This is a genomic window from Pseudomonas fluorescens (assembly GCF_902497745.1).
Taxonomy (GTDB): domain Bacteria; phylum Pseudomonadota; class Gammaproteobacteria; order Pseudomonadales; family Pseudomonadaceae; genus Aquipseudomonas; species Aquipseudomonas fluorescens_BM.
Window position 1 is genome coordinate 507,850 of record NZ_CABVHJ010000002.1, and the last position, 16,434, is coordinate 524,283.

General features: G+C 59.2%; 22 protein-coding genes. 2 read left to right on the plus strand and 20 right to left on the minus strand.

Going from position 1 to position 16,434, the window contains the following annotated elements; translation table 11 throughout:
• Positions 1–5 precede the first annotated feature (5 nt).
• The 17 genes from F8N44_RS04985 to F8N44_RS05065 form a co-directional block, all read right to left on the minus strand.
• The gene (locus F8N44_RS04985; RefSeq protein WP_150649553.1) at positions 6–1,583 is read right to left on the minus strand and encodes a phage tail protein; all 1,578 of its coding nucleotides are present in this window, start codon (positions 1,581–1,583) and stop codon (positions 6–8) included.
• Positions 1,576–2,184 (minus strand): phage tail protein I, encoded by a 609-nt coding sequence (locus F8N44_RS04990; RefSeq protein WP_150649554.1) that lies wholly within the window; start codon positions 2,182–2,184, stop codon positions 1,576–1,578. The genes F8N44_RS04985 and F8N44_RS04990 overlap by 8 nt, the downstream gene beginning before the upstream one ends.
• 1 nt (position 2,185) lies before the next feature.
• Positions 2,186–3,067 carry a baseplate J/gp47 family protein gene (locus F8N44_RS04995; RefSeq protein WP_150649555.1) on the minus strand — a complete coding sequence of 294 codons (882 nt, stop codon included), beginning with the start codon at positions 3,065–3,067 and terminating at the stop codon, positions 2,186–2,188.
• Entirely contained in the window at positions 3,064–3,390 is a 327-nt protein-coding gene (locus tag F8N44_RS05000; protein WP_150649556.1) for a GPW/gp25 family protein, read from the minus strand. The genes F8N44_RS04995 and F8N44_RS05000 overlap by 4 nt, the downstream gene beginning before the upstream one ends.
• A gap of 5 nt (positions 3,391–3,395) precedes the next feature.
• Entirely contained in the window at positions 3,396–3,644 is a 249-nt protein-coding gene (locus tag F8N44_RS05005; RefSeq protein ID WP_034155917.1) for a hypothetical protein, read from the minus strand.
• Between the two features lie 55 nt (positions 3,645–3,699).
• A complete protein-coding gene (locus F8N44_RS05010; protein WP_150649587.1) occupies positions 3,700–4,254 on the minus strand; it encodes a phage baseplate assembly protein V in 555 nt (184 codons plus the stop codon).
• A gap of 29 nt (positions 4,255–4,283) precedes the next feature.
• On the minus strand, positions 4,284–4,799 hold the full coding sequence (locus F8N44_RS05015; protein ID WP_150649557.1) for a hypothetical protein: 516 nt from the start codon (positions 4,797–4,799) through the stop codon (positions 4,284–4,286).
• Entirely contained in the window at positions 4,792–5,457 is a 666-nt protein-coding gene (locus F8N44_RS05020) for a hypothetical protein (protein WP_150649558.1), read from the minus strand. Before F8N44_RS05020 ends, F8N44_RS05015 begins: the two co-directional genes overlap by 8 nt.
• Entirely contained in the window at positions 5,454–5,774 is a 321-nt protein-coding gene (locus F8N44_RS05025; protein WP_034155914.1) for a hypothetical protein, read from the minus strand. The genes F8N44_RS05020 and F8N44_RS05025 overlap by 4 nt, the downstream gene beginning before the upstream one ends.
• A gap of 2 nt (positions 5,775–5,776) precedes the next feature.
• Positions 5,777–6,772 (minus strand): major capsid protein, encoded by a 996-nt coding sequence (locus F8N44_RS05030; RefSeq protein ID WP_150649559.1) that lies wholly within the window; start codon positions 6,770–6,772, stop codon positions 5,777–5,779.
• Between the two features lie 62 nt (positions 6,773–6,834).
• On the minus strand, positions 6,835–7,179 hold the full coding sequence (locus F8N44_RS05035) for a head decoration protein (protein ID WP_137218943.1): 345 nt from the start codon (positions 7,177–7,179) through the stop codon (positions 6,835–6,837).
• Positions 7,176–8,330 (minus strand): head maturation protease, ClpP-related, encoded by a 1,155-nt coding sequence (locus F8N44_RS05040; protein WP_150649560.1) that lies wholly within the window; start codon positions 8,328–8,330, stop codon positions 7,176–7,178. The genes F8N44_RS05035 and F8N44_RS05040 overlap by 4 nt, the downstream gene beginning before the upstream one ends.
• Positions 8,327–9,808: a phage portal protein gene (locus tag F8N44_RS05045; RefSeq protein ID WP_034155910.1), complete on the minus strand. Its 1,482-nt coding sequence runs from the start codon at positions 9,806–9,808 to the stop codon at positions 8,327–8,329. The genes F8N44_RS05040 and F8N44_RS05045 overlap by 4 nt, the downstream gene beginning before the upstream one ends.
• Entirely contained in the window at positions 9,808–10,014 is a 207-nt protein-coding gene (locus F8N44_RS05050; RefSeq protein WP_064390998.1) for a phage head-tail joining protein, read from the minus strand. Before F8N44_RS05050 ends, F8N44_RS05045 begins: the two co-directional genes overlap by 1 nt.
• Position 10,015: 1 nt before the next feature.
• A complete protein-coding gene (locus F8N44_RS05055) occupies positions 10,016–12,010 on the minus strand; it encodes a phage terminase large subunit family protein (protein WP_064390997.1) in 1,995 nt (664 codons plus the stop codon).
• 4 nt (positions 12,011–12,014) lie between these two features.
• Positions 12,015–12,584: a terminase small subunit gene (locus F8N44_RS05060; protein ID WP_150649561.1), complete on the minus strand. Its 570-nt coding sequence runs from the start codon at positions 12,582–12,584 to the stop codon at positions 12,015–12,017.
• Between the two features lie 351 nt (positions 12,585–12,935).
• The gene (locus F8N44_RS05065) at positions 12,936–13,271 is read right to left on the minus strand and encodes a hypothetical protein (RefSeq protein WP_150649562.1); all 336 of its coding nucleotides are present in this window, start codon (positions 13,269–13,271) and stop codon (positions 12,936–12,938) included.
• A 119-nt stretch (positions 13,272–13,390) separates the two neighbouring features.
• On the opposite strand from F8N44_RS05065, the gene F8N44_RS05070 reads away from it, so the two are divergent.
• The gene (locus tag F8N44_RS05070; RefSeq protein ID WP_150649563.1) at positions 13,391–13,645 is read left to right on the plus strand and encodes a hypothetical protein; all 255 of its coding nucleotides are present in this window, start codon (positions 13,391–13,393) and stop codon (positions 13,643–13,645) included.
• Positions 13,646–13,727: 82 nt separating this feature from the next.
• Here F8N44_RS05070 and F8N44_RS05075 read toward each other — a convergent pair whose 3' ends face one another.
• Complete coding sequence (locus tag F8N44_RS05075) at positions 13,728–14,312, minus strand: hypothetical protein (RefSeq protein WP_191630854.1); 585 nt, start codon at positions 14,310–14,312, stop codon at positions 13,728–13,730.
• Positions 14,313–14,346: 34 nt separating this feature from the next.
• Here F8N44_RS05075 and F8N44_RS05080 point away from each other — a divergent pair, with 34 nt between their 5' ends.
• Positions 14,347–14,541, plus strand: coding sequence for a hypothetical protein (locus F8N44_RS05080; RefSeq protein WP_150649564.1), 195 nt, complete (start codon positions 14,347–14,349; stop codon positions 14,539–14,541).
• A gap of 45 nt (positions 14,542–14,586) precedes the next feature.
• Here the strand turns inward: F8N44_RS05080 and F8N44_RS05085 are convergent, their stop codons facing one another.
• Together F8N44_RS05085 and F8N44_RS05090 are read right to left on the minus strand one after the other, a co-directional pair.
• Positions 14,587–14,952 carry a hypothetical protein gene (locus tag F8N44_RS05085; protein WP_150649565.1) on the minus strand — a complete coding sequence of 122 codons (366 nt, stop codon included), beginning with the start codon at positions 14,950–14,952 and terminating at the stop codon, positions 14,587–14,589.
• A gap of 255 nt (positions 14,953–15,207) precedes the next feature.
• A protein-coding gene (locus tag F8N44_RS05090) for an IS3 family transposase (RefSeq protein ID WP_109627876.1) occupies positions 15,208–16,370 on the minus strand; the annotation gives its coding sequence in 2 pieces (ribosomal slippage) (positions 15,208–16,115 and positions 16,115–16,370; 1,164 coding nt in all).
• Positions 16,371–16,434: the final 64 nt, after the last annotated feature.

The window sequence follows — 16,434 nt, forward strand, 5'->3', positions numbered from 1 at the left end:
CACGATCAATACCCCCACGCGCGCCAGAAAACGACAGGCATTACAGAAACGGTCGGCCCCGAGTTCGAGTTCACCAAAATGCTGTTGAGGCTACTGCCGTTCTTTCTCGCCCCGGCAGTAGAGAACTCCCCCGGCCCCGCAGATCCCGCATTGGGGACCGACGCCAAAGCCCCGAGAATCGCGTTCGGGAACGCAGTCGAAAGAAGAACGGTCTGCTCAGTATTGTCTTGAACAGAGACAGCGCCCCATTGCTCGATCAACCCCGAGGGTAATCGCTGGTAGCCATTAGCCCCCAAAAAGCTACCAAACTCAGGCGCATATTTCAGAGCAGACATGCCGCTTTCAACAACCCACTGTCCATTACCTGCCGTGATCTGGATGGTAGACAGGGACTGAAGGGGGATAGAGGTCAGGGAATTAACGGACATTGCGCTAATGACGTCTGCGCCCTGTCGGACAAGATTGACCACGCCCGGCGTCGTGTTGAATAGAAAGAAATTGGCGCCAGTGGGCACCGAATTAACAGGCGGCAGGGTCAACGTCCCAGACGCTGCGAGAACGATGCGATGGCCAGCGGCCGCAGCACTCAATGTCGCCGGCAACGCCGCGATATCGACACGCCCAACAAAATTGCCCTGCGCGCGCTGTGCAAACTCAGTCGTAGCGAGCTTTTGGCTGGCATCAAACTGCGCCGGGGTGTTGGCCGTTGGATTGACCAACGCCGGCGAGTTGATCGGTGCGAAGCCTTGCGTCACGTTCTGGAACGTCAACGCCGTAGTGCCCAGCACAATCACCCCGTCAGTGATCAATTGCCAACGGGTGTCGGCCAACATAGCACCCTGCTCAACCGACACCAGCAACGCCGACGTCACCTCTGTACTTGAGTCAGCATCTACCGCACGCGACCAGCCGGCCGCCGCCGCAACCCAAATGCCATTGTCCTTGGCGGCGTTCTGGTTTTTTACCAACACCCGATCACCAGCAGCCAGCGCCACGCCATCAATGGACTGAAGCCCCGTCAACGCAATGTTGGCCGTGGTCGCAACCCGCACCGACTGCTTGCTGTCGAGCTTGTACAACTCTTCCAGAATCTTTGCGTCGACATACTCACGCGTCGCCAGCACCACCGACGGGTCAATCTTGAGCGTGATATTTCCGGTGTTGCTGACCACAAAGTTCATGCGCACGACTTGCGTGCGGCCAGAGCCTTGCGACAGCAGCGGCTTGAAGCTTGGCGCGCAGTTGGCCACCGCCACCAGATCGCCGTCCGCATCGTATAGGCCGATTTCGCGGAGCCACTTACCGCCCTCATCGGCGGGAATGATTTGCTCGGCGATGATCACCGCCGGGTTAACCGGGTCGATCTTCAGTTTGTTGAGCGGCTTGCGGCGCCACTCGTTGATCAGCTTGGTTTGATCGGCCGACGGAATCGGATTAGGCGGATCCGCCAGCCCGTTCGGGTTGGCATCCCCCACGCCCATTTCGGTGAGTTTCCAAGGAATGCCGAGCGCGTCGGCATTCGCCTGCTTGGCCATCCCCACGTTCGTGAGGATCGCGAAAAACTGCGAGTTCGCATCAATCATAATAAACGTCCAGGGTGTCTATGGTGTGTTCGCGGCCGACCACGCCAAAGCTGCCGGTGACCTCGATGTCACGCATGACGGGTGGGTAAACGTCGATTTCGTCGCCGTCGTAGAGGGATAAGGCGATATCTAAGTTTCCTTGGGTTTCCAGGCTGATCGCCAGCCCGGTCAGTTGCCGGGTAACGGGTTTGGCATCGTCAATCAGGCGCTCTAACTCCTGATACATTTCCTCGGTGATACCGGTATCGAGAACGCCCACCTTCAGCGCGAAGGTGCCCGGCACACCCTCGGGCACCGTCTGGAACCACTCGACAATCTCGATCAGGTAGCCCAGCGGCTCGACCACGCGGCGCAGCGCGCCGATGGTGCCCTTGTGCTTGTGGATGTAGAAAGACGCCTTGATGGCCGCGCGCTTGGTCGCCTCAGACCATCGGTAGTCCCAGCGATCGACCGACCACGCCCACGCCAGATGCGGCAGCAGATGCACCGGGCAGGTGTCGGGGTTGTAGAGGTCGCGCAGCGGGACAATCGTCTTTTCGAAAAACGCGGCCTCCATGGCCCGTTCCAGTTGCGTGCTGTTGAGCGGCAGTAGACTCTTCATATCATCCCGCCAGCCTCACGTTGTAGCGCGTACAGAACGCCGCCTGCGCCTTGGTCGGGGCCAGATCCTGCCACCCGACCAACTCAACCCGGGCAACGCCGGCAACGTGCAACTGAGCGTCAACAGCGGAGCGGGCGACCTCGACGCCCAGCCGCTTGCGTGGATTGATCCAGGCTGCCAATCGACTTTTCGCCTCGGCCAAACTCGCATCTGCTTCGGGGCCGGCGCCAGCCATGTGCAAGATGGCGTCAATCTCGTAGCGGATCACCTGCGCGCTCTGCACGGTCACACGATCACCGACCGGGCGCACGTCATCGTCATTCAGCGCAGCGGCCACCGTCGCCAGCAGCTCCGGCGGCGCTTCACCCTCCCCATCAAACCCCAGCACCGTTACCGTAACGTAGCAAGGTGCCGGGCTTTCGGCCGTGGCGTCTGCCACCAGCCCAGAAGCGTTACGCGCATGCAGGATGTAGCTGTTACGTGGGCCGGCTGTGGTCAAACCCTCATAGGCTAACTGGATGCGTTCGCGAAACGGGTCGTCGTCTTCCATGACCTTGGGCACCGGCGGCACCGCCAGCAGATCCTCGGCCTGAATGACCAGGCGCTGCAGATTGACGTTGGCACCCAAGTGATCGAGGTCGCCGCGAATGGCGTGCGCCAGCAATAGCGCCTTGCCGGCGTCATTGACCCGGGCGCGGTTGCCGACCTTGTTGTAGGCCCCGGCCTCAAGCACTTTGACCACGGGATCGCTTTCCAGCGCGGCCGTCCAGTTGCCACCCATGTACCCGCGAAAGACGCCTAAACCGTCCTGATAAACCTCTTCGAAGTCCAGAGGTTCCAGCACGGTCGGCGCCGGCAGCGACGACAGATCAACGGTACTCATGCAGCCACCTCCAACGTGACGCCGTCGCCCAGGTACTTCCCGACGATTTGCAGATTGATTCGCCCACCAATGACGGAAAGGACACGCACCTGGTCGAGCTTCAAACGTGGCTCCCAGCGCCCCAAAGCGCGGGCGACCTCAGCCTGTACGGCGCTTTTCCAGCCCTCGTTAACGGGCAAATCGACAAACCGCCGCAGCTTGCTGCCGTACTCCATGCGGTGCCGGCGACTGCCCAGCGGCGTGCTCAAGATGTCGGCAATGGATTGCCGCAGGTGCTCGATGCCGGATATGGGTAGGCCGGTCTGGCGATCCATTCCGATCATCGATATCACTCCTTGAACGGCTCGTATTCTTCGCTGGCTTTCAGGAACTTGACCGCCTCGATGTCGGAGGCCGGCACCACGACCGTCGCCTTCTCCACCGGATAGGAACGGTCAGTACCGGGCACGATCACCAGTCGCGACGTGTAGAGCTTGTCGCGGAATTTCAAGGACTCCGGCGATGAGTAAGTTGAGGATGACAATGCCGGTTCCGAGGACGTTTGCGCATCGGTTGAGGTCATATCGATCTTGGCCATGTGGTTCTCCAGGCATGAAAAAGCCCGCACTTGGCGGGCTGGATGAATGTTTGGGTTAATGCTTGTGGTGGTTGTCGCTGCTGCCGACGGCCATGATGTTGCCAGCGCCGTCGATGTTGCCCGTTACGGATAACGCGCCGTCGATATTGACAGGCCCTTTGATATTCACGGTCGCTTCAAGATCAATCGTTCCCGACTTCACCGTTACCGCGTTATCCGTAACGACGACGCCCGTGCCGCCGACCTTGATCGCCACCGTGCCACTCGGCAGGGTGATGGTGTAAGACTTGGCCTGCCAGTCGTAGACCAGCGAGCCGCCATCATCAAAACGCCAGACCTCGACATGGTCGCGATTATCTGGCGGCGGCCCGGCATTGCCATACAAGCCCGGGACAAACGTGCCTTGTGACACGTCACCGCTGGGACTGATCAAACTGCCCTGCTCGCCCATGGACGGCGCCCGCCAATGCCTGGCCTTGCCCGCCGCGATGCTGTGCCAGCGCACCCAGGCGCTGACCCAATCACTGCCATCGGACACCCGACACACCGGCGGCGAAGCGGACAGATCCAGCGCGACCACATAGCAAGCCTTGACCACGCCGGCGAGCATCCGGTCGTGCTGGGCGCTCGCGTAGCCACTCACACATCCTCCGCAGGGACAAAGTCCTCTTTGGCGTCGTTGTTGAATCCAATGAGCAACATGCCCGGCGGTTCGTCGGGCCAGAGCCATTCCTCCGGGCCGAGATAGACTTGCTGAGTCCACTCCACCAGCCACACCGTGTATCCATCCAGGTGCGGCTGGGTAAAATCCTGCAGCGATTGCACAAACTCGGCGGGTTCAACTGCTAGCCCCCACGTTTGCGAACGCAGCAACACCGCCAACTGCGTCGCCAATTGCACGACCTGTTGATGATGGTGCGCCTTGATCGGGTCAACAATGATCCGAGCCTCGAACTTGCACACCAGCGAGGTTTCGCCGGTGCCGATATCGGTACCCGGCTCGATCTCGGCCACCTCCAGAAACACCGCTGGCAGCAACACGCGATCCTTAATGTCTGGCCAGGCTGTGACGGCCTGCACGCCAGGCAAGTGGGTACGCAGATGCTGTTCTACCGCCCGATAAAGCTGGTCCAGGCTGAACGGTTCTTCAGACATTGCCGATCCTCTTAAGGTATTTCTGCAGCTCAAAGTTGAGTTCTTGTTTGAGAATCGCCAACAGGATCTCGTCTGCCTTTTTGACCCAGCTGTCGAAATGCGGCCGGGCTTGCTCCAGCGACACCTTGGCCTTGGCCAGCGGGAAACGACTTCCGTTTTCGGCGACCCAACCCGAACTCGGCCCGCGACCGGGGGACACCGTGCTGTCCGGGTAGTCGTCCGCGTTGAAATGCTTGCTGGCTGTGCGGATCCAGATGTCGGGCTTGTTGCCGTAGACCTTCTTGAGAAAGGCACCTTCGTAACGCCGCCCCGCCACCGACACACCGCTTCCGGTCTGCCGCGCCCGGCCGATCCGGCTGGATTCGATGGTGTTCAACCCGAACCACAGTTTGCCGCTCGCGGCACCGCCAGAAACTGGATAGCTGCGCAACCGCTGACGCACCGCTGCTACGGCAATGCGCTCTGACCGGCTGACGGCTCGGGCGATGTGCGTGCGCAACCGTCCCAACGTCTTGTTGATCGCGCGCCGATGCGCCGCAGCAGCCGCTTTCGGCACCACCTTGGCAAAGTCCTGGAACGCCTGAAAATCTGCGGCCGAGGACTGGATAGAGATCATCCCGCCCCCGGCCGAGGGTTTGAAATAGCTGCCGACGCTCACGGCCGCAACCTCAGAATCAGGGCGACCAGCCCGTCACCGCTCGGTTCGAGCTGGATCAGGTCATAGTCACCGCCGCCATCCAAGGCAGGCAGGTCAACGCTGACCAGCATGCCCTGTTCCAGACCTTGCGAATCGCTGACGCGGATCTCGAAGCGAGGCTCGCGCAACCCGGTATTGAGCTTGCCGAACTTGGGTTGCAGCCAGGGCGCGGCAAACATGCCGAGCACTGGCTCTTCGCGACCCTCGATCCTTGCGGTGTCGCCCAGCGTTTCGAACACCACCGCGTCAACCTCGGCGATCAGATCGCGAAAGCCCACGGTCAGAGTTCCAGCAGGATCTGGGCGCGCGGTCGAGTGCAAAGATGCAGGGGGTTCGACTGCGCCTCACCTGCCATGCCTTTGTTGAAGGGCAGCGGCTCGATCATGCTGTAGTACGGAATGCCCTGGGTGTTGACCGTTTCCATGTAGTCGGCAGGTGCAAACACCGAGATGTACAGATCGGGCACGCCTTCCGGAACCAGCAGCGCCTTGTCGTCATGGACAAAAGACACGCCGGCGACCTTGCCACGGTAGCGCTCCCAGATGATGCCGCCGAACTCGAAGCTTTCCCGGGCGTCGCCACGCAGCGCTGCCGCTTGCTGACTGTTGAGGTAGGTCTCTTTGACCGACTTGTGAACAATCAGCTTGTTCCAGAAGTTCTTGCCGCAGAAAGCGCGCGAACCGGTACTGGTCACGCTACCCAGCGCATCCTCCTGCATGTCCAGCGCCTCACCGCACATGACCCGCAGCTCGGTATCGGCCTTGGTCAGCCCCATGGACATCTTCTGACGCTGCACACCGAAGCGCTCATACAAGTCCAGCAGCACCGTCGAACCATCAGCGTCGAGGATCTGGCCGTTGAGTGCGCCCATGCGCTGGAACTCATGCGTCGCGTCCAACTGACGACGCGCCTTTGCCAGACGTGCATTGACCACATCCTGAACCGCCTGCAGCTCGGTGCGAGTGCCGAAGGCGCGGATGCCTTGGATCTCATCCGCCTTGATCGTGAAGCGCTCAGGCAGGTGCACGGTGTTGAACGGGATCAGGTTGCGCTTGCTCGCAGCAACCACCAGGCCAGAACCACCGCGCTCACCGGCCGGCACCAGTGCCAGGGAGTCACCGTCCTTTTCAATCTGCACGGTCAGGGTGGTAATGCCTTCCTCGCGGAACAGGCCCAGGGCGCTGATGCGGCCCGGCAGGTAGGGTTGATCATTGAGTGCAGCAGTCAGCGAGGTAACGGTAAACGCTTCGTCTTCAAAAATGGCGATATCGGCCATGGATACTCTCCAGAAACGAAAAATCCCGCACGCGGCGGGATGCATACAAAAAAAGGATCGATTTAGCGGACGATCACGAAATGGGTGGCGAGTGCTTTCTCGGCGGCCAGATCGAGGCCGGTCAAATGCGCTTCACTGACCTCGGCCAACCGCACCACGGCGCGACCGCGACGCACCACATCGGATTCGCCCAGCGGGCCGTACAGAATGGCGACGGCGTTTTCGGTGCCGTCCTCAGCCGTTGGGTTGTACGGTGCGAATTCGCCGGAGGCGGTCACCAGCCCGAGGACTTGTCCCGGCCACAACTCTGAACCGGCCGCGACGTTGATCGCTTCACGCGAAATGGTGCCGGCGCCTTCGGAAAGCAGGAATTCACCTGCGTGCATCGGTTCCTGTTTGATGTTCATGCTCGTGCTCCTTTCGCGCTTTGCGCGGTTCCAGTTTGGGCCGCTTGGCGAGCAGCCCAAATCGAGTTGGGGTCAGGTTGTTTGGCCAGCACCTTGGGCGCCAGATCGTCCGCCAGCGGCAAACTGTTGTCGATTTCAAAGCCCTTACCGCTGGTGACAATCTTGTCGAACAGACGCGCCCGCACCGCCGCCTCGTCCAGACCTGCCGCGACATACTCGGCGCTGAATTCCGGCAACCGCGCGGCCACGCAGAGGTCGTTTACCGCCTTGGCGCGTGCCAGACCGGCTAAAACGACCTCTTCACTTTCAAGCTGGGTGGACTTAAGCAGCGGCTCGACCAGGTTGCTGATGCCCGCCGCCGTGCAGCGCTGACTGACCAGCAATGCCAACTTGGTCGAGTCGACTACAGGCGGCACCAGCGGCGGTTCGACAGGATCAAGATCCGGATCCGGTTCGGGTGCCTCGTCGAGCTGGGCCAGCAAATCAGCCGGCGCGTTCTGGAATCGTTGCAGCACCGCGCCATGACCGAGACAGGCTTTGACCTTGACGCCGTCGCCCACTTCATCGGCCAGCCCCAACGCCACCGCTTCGTTGGCGGTCAGCCAAGTTTCAGCATCAACCATTCGCCGCAGTTCGGCGTCATCAATGTCGGGCGCCTTGGCCTTATAGGCCGCGATGATCGCCTCCAAGGTCTGATCCAATACATCAGCAACCCGGCGGAAGTCCTCAGCGCTACCGCCTGTATAGGTGTATGGGTTGTGAATCATCAACATGGCGTTGGCCGCGATTACTACGCGGTGTGCGCCGCACACGGCCACACTGGCCGCACTCGCGGCCAGTGCATCGATCCGGCCGGTGCAGCGCTCGCCCAGCCGCGACAGCGCGTTGTGCATGGCCAGACCGTCGAACAGGTCACCGCCGATACTGTTGAACGCGGCGACCACCGGCGACACACCATCATCCATGGCGCGCAGATCCTGCACGAACTGATTGGCAGTGATGCCCCACGCGCCGATCTCGCCATAGACAAAGACTTCGATCACTCGCTCGGTGGACTCGCCGCTGGCATGAACGGCGTACCAGGTCTTGTCCTTGACCTCGACGCGTTTGCCGGCGCGGTTGTAAATACGCGGTTTCGCGCTCTTGCTCATGGTTGCTCCTTGTCGTCGGTGTCTTCGACGGCATCCAGGGTGTTGTAGTTGAGGCCCAGCTCTGTGGCCCGCTTCAGATCGGCGGCGTTTTCCAGATCGACCGTTTCGGCGTCGTAGCCAGTACGCAGGACCATCTCGCTGCGCGACGAAAAACCGGCTCTCACCTCCATCGCTCTTGCTTGCACGTCTTGAACCGGCTGGATATAGGCCCAGCCTTGCGGTACCCAGCGAGTGCGAAGGTACTGGCGGCGCTTCTGTGCGTAATCGTCCAGCACCAGAACACCCGACAGCACCGCCATGTCCATCCACGCGGCCCGCACCGGGCGGCAGAGTTGATGCACGTACACGCTGAACTGCAGTTGTTCCAGGCGACGCCGAAACTCGTTGAGTACCACCCGCAGCGCTCGATCGTTGATGCCGCGCATGTCGCCGGTGAGGATCTCGTAAGGCGTACCGCTACCCGCCGCTGCAGCCATCAACTGCTGACGCATGAAGTCCGGGTAGTTGTTGCCCGCGTCCGGCGGTTTGGAAAATTCCACCTCTTCGCCCGGACCGAGTTCCTGCATGGTGCCGGGTTCGAGCGCGACCATCGGCGTAAAACCATCGCGATCCGTAACCAGTGGCGCACCGGTAACCGGGTCGCGCGGCATGGGTCCCGATTCCGGCGGGGGGCGAGTGATGAAGCCGGCAAACAGGTTGGCCACCTCCTGACGGAACAGCACCGCGTCGTCGTAGTTGTCCAAACTGCGTAGCCGTTTCAGAACCGGCGACAAGCGCGGCACACCGCGCAACTGGCCAGGTTCGACCGGTTCGAAGATGTGCAGCACCTGCGTGGCCGGGACGCGCACTAGCTGGTTGTAGCCGGCGTTCAACGAGGCCGCATCACGCGGGTGCGACAGATACATCCAATACGCTACCCGCTTGCCGCCGGGCGTGAACTCGATGCCGGCTCGGATGACGTTGCCGTTCTTGGTGCTCTCGAATTTGTCGTGCGGCACGAACTCCGGCGCCAGGATCTGCAACTGCAGCGGAACCGCCAAACCTTCGTCCCGACTGCGAGGACGCAATCGGACGAAGCACTCGCCCGATGTTTCCACCGTGCGCGCCACCAGCGCCTGCTGGCCGTAAAAGTCGGTGCGGTCATCCGCATCAGACTCATCAACCCAATCGCTCCACAGCTCCTGCAGCAGCTTGCGCAGGGCATCATCATCGGTCGCTGGCCGAGGGGTGATGCCGGTGCCGATCAGGTTGCTGACGCGCTTGTCGATGACGTTGAAGGCATACGGGTCATTGCGAACCGCTGCCCGGGAGCGCGACCGCAAATTGCGCAGTGCCGGGGTGTTGATGCTGTTGATCCCGTTGTCGGGAGCGTCCCAGTTAGCGGATCGGCGGCCTTCACCAGCGCCTTCGTAACTGGCCTTGATGTTGGACGGCAGCACAAAGCCGTTACGGGTCAACGTCGGAAAATGTCGGGCCATTAAAGTCCCCTGCCCCCGTGATAAAGGCGAACCACGCGCGAACGTGGACCGGCGGCGCTGGCCAGCGACGAGCGTATTTCTTCGCGCGCCTTGAGCAGCTCATCGACCGTGCGGTATTCCACGGTACGGTCGGTGTAGCGCACAGTTTTCTCACCGCGAGCAATGGCCGTCTCAACCGCGTCGAGGTGCTTTTTCGTAAATGACATATCAGCGTCTCTTCAGGTAGCCACTGGTGGAACTGCGGCGTTGTGGGGGAGCGGCTGCCGGACGTGATTTCACGGCTGGTTGCGGCGCCTGCGGTGCTGCCGGTGTTACGACTGGCCGGCTGAGCCGTTCGCTCTGAACGGGTTGGCTGCTATCGCCCGAAACCGACTCGTTGACCGCCTGCCGAATCCGCGCCCAATCGTGATCCTGGTAGCGATTGATGCCGAGGTAATGGGCCATGGCGAGGTTGTAAACCAACAGATCGAGCGCTTCGTTACGCTCGGATTTGCCCTTGGTCCATTCGATGCGTTTATGCCCCCTGACGTAACGGGTGACTTTGCGCTCAGCCACGCACTGGGCGAAAAAGTCATCCGGCAGGTCGTTGGCAAAGTGCAGCGCTCCCGGGCCGGTGTCGAATACATAGCGGTTATAGATCCAGTCCTTCGCCGTGTCGGTACCGACAATCCAAAGCTCGGCGCCATGCCGTTCAGTCAGGCCCTTCCATGTCACGTCGACCATCGAAGGTCGCTGCGCGATCACCGGCCGGCCCCGCTTGCTCGCCCCCTTGATGGCGAACACGCTGCGCCAGCGGCGCATACGACAGAACTGATAGACCTCATCCGTGTGGTTACCACCGGAGTCGACCGCAGTAGCCATGATCATCAGCTCAGCACCACAAGGGTGTCGGTAACGAGCCTTGAGTAACTCGTCCAGCGCCGCCCAGGTGCGCTCATCGGCGGGGTCGCCGGAGATCACTTGAAAGTCGACCACCCAGCGCTCCATGCCAGCGCCCCAACCCATCACCATCAGTTCCAGGCGGTTGGCTTGGGTGTCAACAGAAGCGGTCAGCATCAACACGCCGTCGGGCATTGAGCCAAGCCCGTAGTTTTCCAGCCGCGCCCGATCCCTCAGCACATCGGCCGAGGTTTGCTCCTGAGCGCTATCCCAGACCTTGGCCAGACGAGTGTTATAAAACACCTGCATCGGCTCCAGATCACCTTTGGCCTGAGCCTTTTTAGCCTTCTCGAATTGCTTGGCCAACGAGGCCCAACCAGTCCAGCCGGGCGGCGAGTACAACGCATTCAAGTTAAAACCAATGGTTTCGCCATCGCCCTGGGTGTGTGCTCGCCACTCCCCTTTCGCCAGCATCTCGCCCTTATAGCGTTCCTCGATCAGTACGTCGCAGTCGGGGCCGGCACACTGGTAATGCACAACCTGAAAATCCGCCGAGTAATGCAAACGCTCCCACTCCAGAACCTGCATGTGTTCACAGGTTGGGCACGGCACGTAGTAGTAACGCTGATCGCTGACCTCAAACAGATCAGCGATCCGGGACGCCCCCCTGACCGTGGGCGAACTGGAAAAGTAAAATTTTGCGTTACGGCCGAAAGTACTACCGCGAGTCTCGGCCAGTTCGACCGGGTCGCCCTCTTCGCCCACGTCCACACTCCAGCGATCAACCTCGTCGCCGTAGATGTAGCGTGCGGAAAGCTCCGCCAGGTTGGCCGCAGAACCGGCCGTGGTGATGTACAGCGAACCACCCTCGAACTCCTTCGTGTCCATGGTGTTGCGCGCATCTCGCGAGCGGTTGGACGCCACGCGCTCACGCAGAACCGGCGTAGCCTTGATGGTTTTACCAATCCGCGAAGATACCCGCTTGGCCAACCCAAGGCTGGGCAACAACGTCAGGATGTTGGACGGGGCCATGTGGATCAGGCCGCCGATCCAGTTCAAGGCGATCTGCGTTTTCATCAACTGCGAAGCCACCATAGTCACCACGCGTTTGCACGGGTGGGCTGGTGACAGACAGCGCATCGGCTCACGCGCATAAGGGGTGCGCGAAGTGTGGTATTGACCAGGCTCGGCCGCACCCGTGTCGCGCGGAATGCGCATGTACTCGTCGGCCCACTGGTCAATCCAGACATCTGGCTCTGGTCGCTGCCCACGGAAATACGCTTCGCGGTACACCGTCGCACCGTTCGACATTTCTAAGGACATAGGTTTAGCTCGGGGTAATGGCTTGTTGTAGATCTGCTGCTGACAGCCGCTCAGCATCTTCCAGTGTTTGTCGTAAAGCCGCCGTCAGACGCTTTTCGATTTGCCATGGATCAGACAGCGAGGCCAGTTCAGGCGATAGCTGTGGCGCCATTCCAAGCAAAAGATCGCGCAGTAAGCGACCGGCGTTATAGGCCGCATCTTCGACCGCTTTGCGCTCTACCAAGGTGCCTTGGGCTTTAAGGAAGTTGTTTTTTTCCTGAAGCGACAGGTAGTGCTCACGAAGCGCGCGTGACTTTTGAAAGTCGGGTACCTGACCAGAGGGGTCATCTACAAAGTCTGCGATGACTATTTCCAGCGGTGGCTGATCACCCCGCTTCGGGCGATTGCGCTCATGTCGAGCGGCGACGGCGGCCTTGCTCGGGTCGCTCGTCATGGCCAGAAGCTTCTCGCTGGCCTCCACATCAATCTTCCCGGCAGCGTTCAGAACCAGTCGTTCATTCTTGACCAGCTTGCCGACGTACTGCCTCGACCACCCCTTCAGCTCGCAGTACTCCTTGCGAGTTACAAAAGCCATGCGGCCTCCATCGTCGTGGCTTGTTAAGCCTGTCAACTAACCCGGCTTAGTTGACAGACCTTCCGACCATTGCGCCGGGGTTGCTGTTTAAGAAAATGAACAGGCATGAAAAGGCTATACAGCCCAATAGAACCGGGGGTTACTTCACTACAAAACACTGTTTGGATCACGCGAACCCTGTCGCTGGAAACACAGAATTTCTTGTCAACCTGTCAACCACTGTCAACTAACTTTCCAGCCCTGTGGCTAACGCTTTCCCGCGGGTTTCCGACCCCGTACCCTTCGAAAAGGCCCAGGGTCCCCGGCGGTTTTCGGCGCCAGAACGGTGCAACGCTGCTCGTGCAGCTTGAGCTACTCATTGAGTACTCGCTCCCAAGCCATAGCTACACAGGTGATCCACGCCGGTTTGCACGGCCGACACTCCCCACAATCAAGCTCAACCACGGTGTAATCAACGGTGTAGAAGCCGTCCCGTTGACGCCATAGCAAAGAGGCCTCATCCACTGCCTGCTTACGATCCTTGGCCTGCAGCTCCACAGTTTCGAAACACTTGCTCTCAACGGTTTGACGCTGAAAGACCGCGAGAAAGCGTTCATCCTTGAGCCCCCGCGACTCGCGGCTGTCATCTGCAATGCGAGCAGGCAAAAAACGATCAGGGATAAACACTGTGTGCGTGGTCTGGCTCATTGGTGCGCCTCATTGACGAAAAAGCCCGCAAGGACGCGGGTTGTGAAAAATGGACTGATCGTGATAACAGCTCTGGTTGGGAGGCATCACTCCGACGCCCTCATAAAAAGGACTTAGAAATGCAACTCGATATCTACCGCGATCAGGCGCTTGAGAAACTTCTGATCGTGGAGCGCGGCACAGACATCAATCAGCTCACAGGCATAAAGCAGGGCTTTCTAAAGGGCTTGGATCGGCCCAACCAAATCGATAGCGACTTCGACAAACTTCCCACCGGCATCAAGCCGGATGAAGTTCTTCAAGCCGTAAATCAACACGGTTTCTTCGCTTCCACGCTCGTAACTCACGTCCGGGAGATCGATCCGTCCAATTGACATAGAGCAGTAACGCCGGCGACGAGCGCGGAAACAGTCATCTCTGTTGCCGCCTTGAACTCAGTCGCTGGCGTCTGACTTACTACCCCTTAAGATCTTTGCGTAGATCCGCCATGTCCTGCATAAGCTGCCCCAGATCCTTGTCCTTGCGTGCCTCTGCCCACCTGAACCAAGCGCGGACCAATACCCATGCAGGCAAACCACACACAAAGATCAAGCCCCCGATAGCAATGAGCCCCACGTCGTCGTTTGCCCAGTCGCCAATACCCAACCAGCGCACAACGAAGGCACCACCACAAATGCTGGAGACTGTGGTGCTGATCATCGCGACGCAGAACTCACGCACCGTCTTCGGGAGTGTCATCGCCATTACGACAACTGCGGCGAGCACAGCAATGAAGCCAAAGGCGCCCAACTTGTACAGTGCAATACCACCAGCGGCGGTGAGTGGACCAGGTTCGGACATATTGGAGACTCTCATAGGCCACTCCCGGCCGAGGCCCGGTAGTGCCGGGAATAGATCCGGCTCCAGCAGCACTCCCAGCTCGGAGCGATGGGTGTGGTGGAACCGAAAACGAAAAAGCCTCGGCAAATGCCGAGGCTCAGAAAGGTGCTGGACTACCGTGACAGTCACGGCAATCATGCGAAACGCTGCTTTTTTAGGCATGACAAAATAGCGCCTCAATTATCGGGAGTGCGCTATGAACGAAGGACGAAAAATCACTGTGGGCGAGTTGCTTGACTCACTGAGTAGAGAATCAAGGGACACCGAGGTCATCTTTCAGGGCGGGCTGAACTTCTACCGTTTGAAGCAGCGAGGCGAAGACTTGATTCAGGTTGAGTTCAACGAACCCGTCTCTGACGCGATGAACTACTACTTCAAGCATCACAAGTAGAATCGCGACCATAAAAAAGCCCAGCTCAGTGGCTGGGCTTCGCACTCAAGAAACCTGTCGGCTGTTGTGCCAGTAGAGATACGCCAGGCCAATCGGTGCAATGAAAATTGCAAACGACCAGCACATCGCCATCGTGAACCCTTTCACCATCAGCATAAGGATGGCGTTGACGAAGAATACGTTCCCGCCCATCACGTAGCCTACAACGCTCTCATATACGAACCGAGAGTATGGATACAGCAGCGTACAGATGACCGACATCACAATCAGCCCAGGCTTACCCATCAGGCCGGTTGGGCTATTGGCAGCGACCGACATAATCAGAATTGTAAACAACGAACCAAAAATGAGCTGCCGGATGTAGTAGCTGGGGGTCAGCCCACCAAAAGTTTTCGACAAAAACGACTGCATAAGATCCCTCTAAACGTTGATTTTGGTAGTGGCCATCCTAACAGCATCACCCTCTAGAATCAGAACCGGTGATCAAGAATGACGCATCCGTAGCGCCACAAATTGAAACTATCGAATAAGTGGCGCGGATCAATCAGGTTTCATTTTCACGCTTCCGAGCGGAGACACCCGGCACATAGTCGTGGCTCTGCACCGAAAGCTCAAAAAGCGAAAAAGCCCCGGCGAATGCCGAGGCTTGGCGTGTGTATGTGGTGGTCAACTAATCCCGGACACGACGTTAAGTTTTTCCTCGGCCCGCGCTGGCGCCAACCCATCGTTGAATTGGTGAGGCCGAATCCAGTTGTAGCGATGCATCAAAAAATGGCTGATATCGCGCTGTGCTTCCTGCGCAGTTCGATAGCCCACGGTCGGTATCCATTCTGTTTTCAAGCTGCGAAATACGCGCTCCATCGGTGCGTTATCCCAGCAGTTTCCTCGTCGACTCATGCTCTGGCGCATGCGGTATCGCCACAACCGCTGGCGAAAGAGTCGGCTTGCATATTGCGATCCCTGGTCCGAGTGGAATAGCAGATCCGAAGGCCTGCCACGCTGCTCGTAAGCCATATCCAGCGCTTTGATCACCAGCTCAGCGTCTGGCTTTTCCGACAGCGCCCAGCCCACGATCCGACGCGTACAAAGATCCAGGACGACAGCCAGGTAATGCCACTTTCCTTGCGCCCAAATGTAGGTGATATCGCCGCACCAGACTTGATTGGGCGCTGGCACGTCGAACTCGCGGTTCAATGTGTTCGGGATATCCAGTCTTTCTACTGTTGCTCGTTTGTAGGCATGGGAGCCGGGTTGTTTGCTGACTAAATCAAGCTCGCGCATCAAGCTACGCACTTTGAATCGACCGAGTTGCTCACCGTCTTCACGCATCAGCGACAGGATGCTGCGACTGCCCGCAGAGCTGCGACTTTGCGAGAACAGCTCACTGACGCGACTACGCAATCGAAGCCGTTCAACATCGGGCGTGCGGCGCCGCAGGCGCTGGGCGTAGTAACACGAGCGAGTGACGTCAAACACCTTGCACAGCCAATCAACCGGCTCATGTGCCCTCAACTGGTCAATCAGCGCGAACGCTCGTGATCTTCCGACATCAAGAGCGCGGTAGCCTTTTTTAGTATTGATTTCTCTCGCTCAAGCCGAGCAATCCGGGCTTCCAGCTCCTGAATTTTTTGCTGTTCCGGAGTCAGTGCCTTGCTCTGCGGGGTGACGCCTTTATGTTCTTTCTGAATCTGGTCAACCCAGCGGCGCAATGCCGATTCACCAATGCCGAGTGAACGGCTGGCTTCGATGTAGCTGTAGTTTTGTTTGAGCACAAGGTCGGCAGCCTCGCGCTTGAATTCAGGAGTAAAGGAGCGGCGTTGTTTAGTCATCTGACACCTCGATCTGGCGAGCATTCTCGCCTAAATGGGTGTCCGGTTTCATTAGACCACTACA

Bases quoted from the DNA above. Each gene is read 5' to 3' on its own strand.
- F8N44_RS04985 (WP_150649553.1), bottom strand. From the start codon at position 1,583: ATGATTGATGCGAACTCGCAGTTTTTCGCGATCCTCACGAACGTGGGG.
- F8N44_RS04990 (WP_150649554.1), bottom strand. From the start codon at position 2,184: ATGAAGAGTCTACTGCCGCTCAACAGCACGCAACTGGAACGGGCCATG.
- F8N44_RS04995 (WP_150649555.1), bottom strand. From the start codon at position 3,067: ATGAGTACCGTTGATCTGTCGTCGCTGCCGGCGCCGACCGTGCTGGAA.
- F8N44_RS05000 (WP_150649556.1), bottom strand. From the start codon at position 3,390: ATGATCGGAATGGATCGCCAGACCGGCCTACCCATATCCGGCATCGAG.
- F8N44_RS05005 (WP_034155917.1), bottom strand. From the start codon at position 3,644: ATGGCCAAGATCGATATGACCTCAACCGATGCGCAAACGTCCTCGGAA.
- F8N44_RS05010 (WP_150649587.1), bottom strand. From the start codon at position 4,254: ATGCTCGCCGGCGTGGTCAAGGCTTGCTATGTGGTCGCGCTGGATCTG.
- F8N44_RS05015 (WP_150649557.1), bottom strand. From the start codon at position 4,799: ATGTCTGAAGAACCGTTCAGCCTGGACCAGCTTTATCGGGCGGTAGAA.
- F8N44_RS05030 (WP_150649559.1), bottom strand. From the start codon at position 6,772: ATGGCCGATATCGCCATTTTTGAAGACGAAGCGTTTACCGTTACCTCG.
- F8N44_RS05035 (WP_137218943.1), bottom strand. From the start codon at position 7,179: ATGAACATCAAACAGGAACCGATGCACGCAGGTGAATTCCTGCTTTCC.
- F8N44_RS05040 (WP_150649560.1), bottom strand. From the start codon at position 8,330: ATGAGCAAGAGCGCGAAACCGCGTATTTACAACCGCGCCGGCAAACGC.
- F8N44_RS05045 (WP_034155910.1), bottom strand. From the start codon at position 9,808: ATGGCCCGACATTTTCCGACGTTGACCCGTAACGGCTTTGTGCTGCCG.
- F8N44_RS05050 (WP_064390998.1), bottom strand. From the start codon at position 10,014: ATGTCATTTACGAAAAAGCACCTCGACGCGGTTGAGACGGCCATTGCT.
- F8N44_RS05055 (WP_064390997.1), bottom strand. From the start codon at position 12,010: ATGTCCTTAGAAATGTCGAACGGTGCGACGGTGTACCGCGAAGCGTAT.
- F8N44_RS05060 (WP_150649561.1), bottom strand. From the start codon at position 12,584: ATGGCTTTTGTAACTCGCAAGGAGTACTGCGAGCTGAAGGGGTGGTCG.
- F8N44_RS05065 (WP_150649562.1), bottom strand. From the start codon at position 13,271: ATGAGCCAGACCACGCACACAGTGTTTATCCCTGATCGTTTTTTGCCT.
- F8N44_RS05070 (WP_150649563.1), top strand. From the start codon at position 13,391: ATGCAACTCGATATCTACCGCGATCAGGCGCTTGAGAAACTTCTGATC.
- F8N44_RS05075 (WP_191630854.1), bottom strand. From the start codon at position 14,312: ATGCCTAAAAAAGCAGCGTTTCGCATGATTGCCGTGACTGTCACGGTA.
- F8N44_RS05080 (WP_150649564.1), top strand. From the start codon at position 14,347: ATGAACGAAGGACGAAAAATCACTGTGGGCGAGTTGCTTGACTCACTG.
- F8N44_RS05085 (WP_150649565.1), bottom strand. From the start codon at position 14,952: ATGCAGTCGTTTTTGTCGAAAACTTTTGGTGGGCTGACCCCCAGCTAC.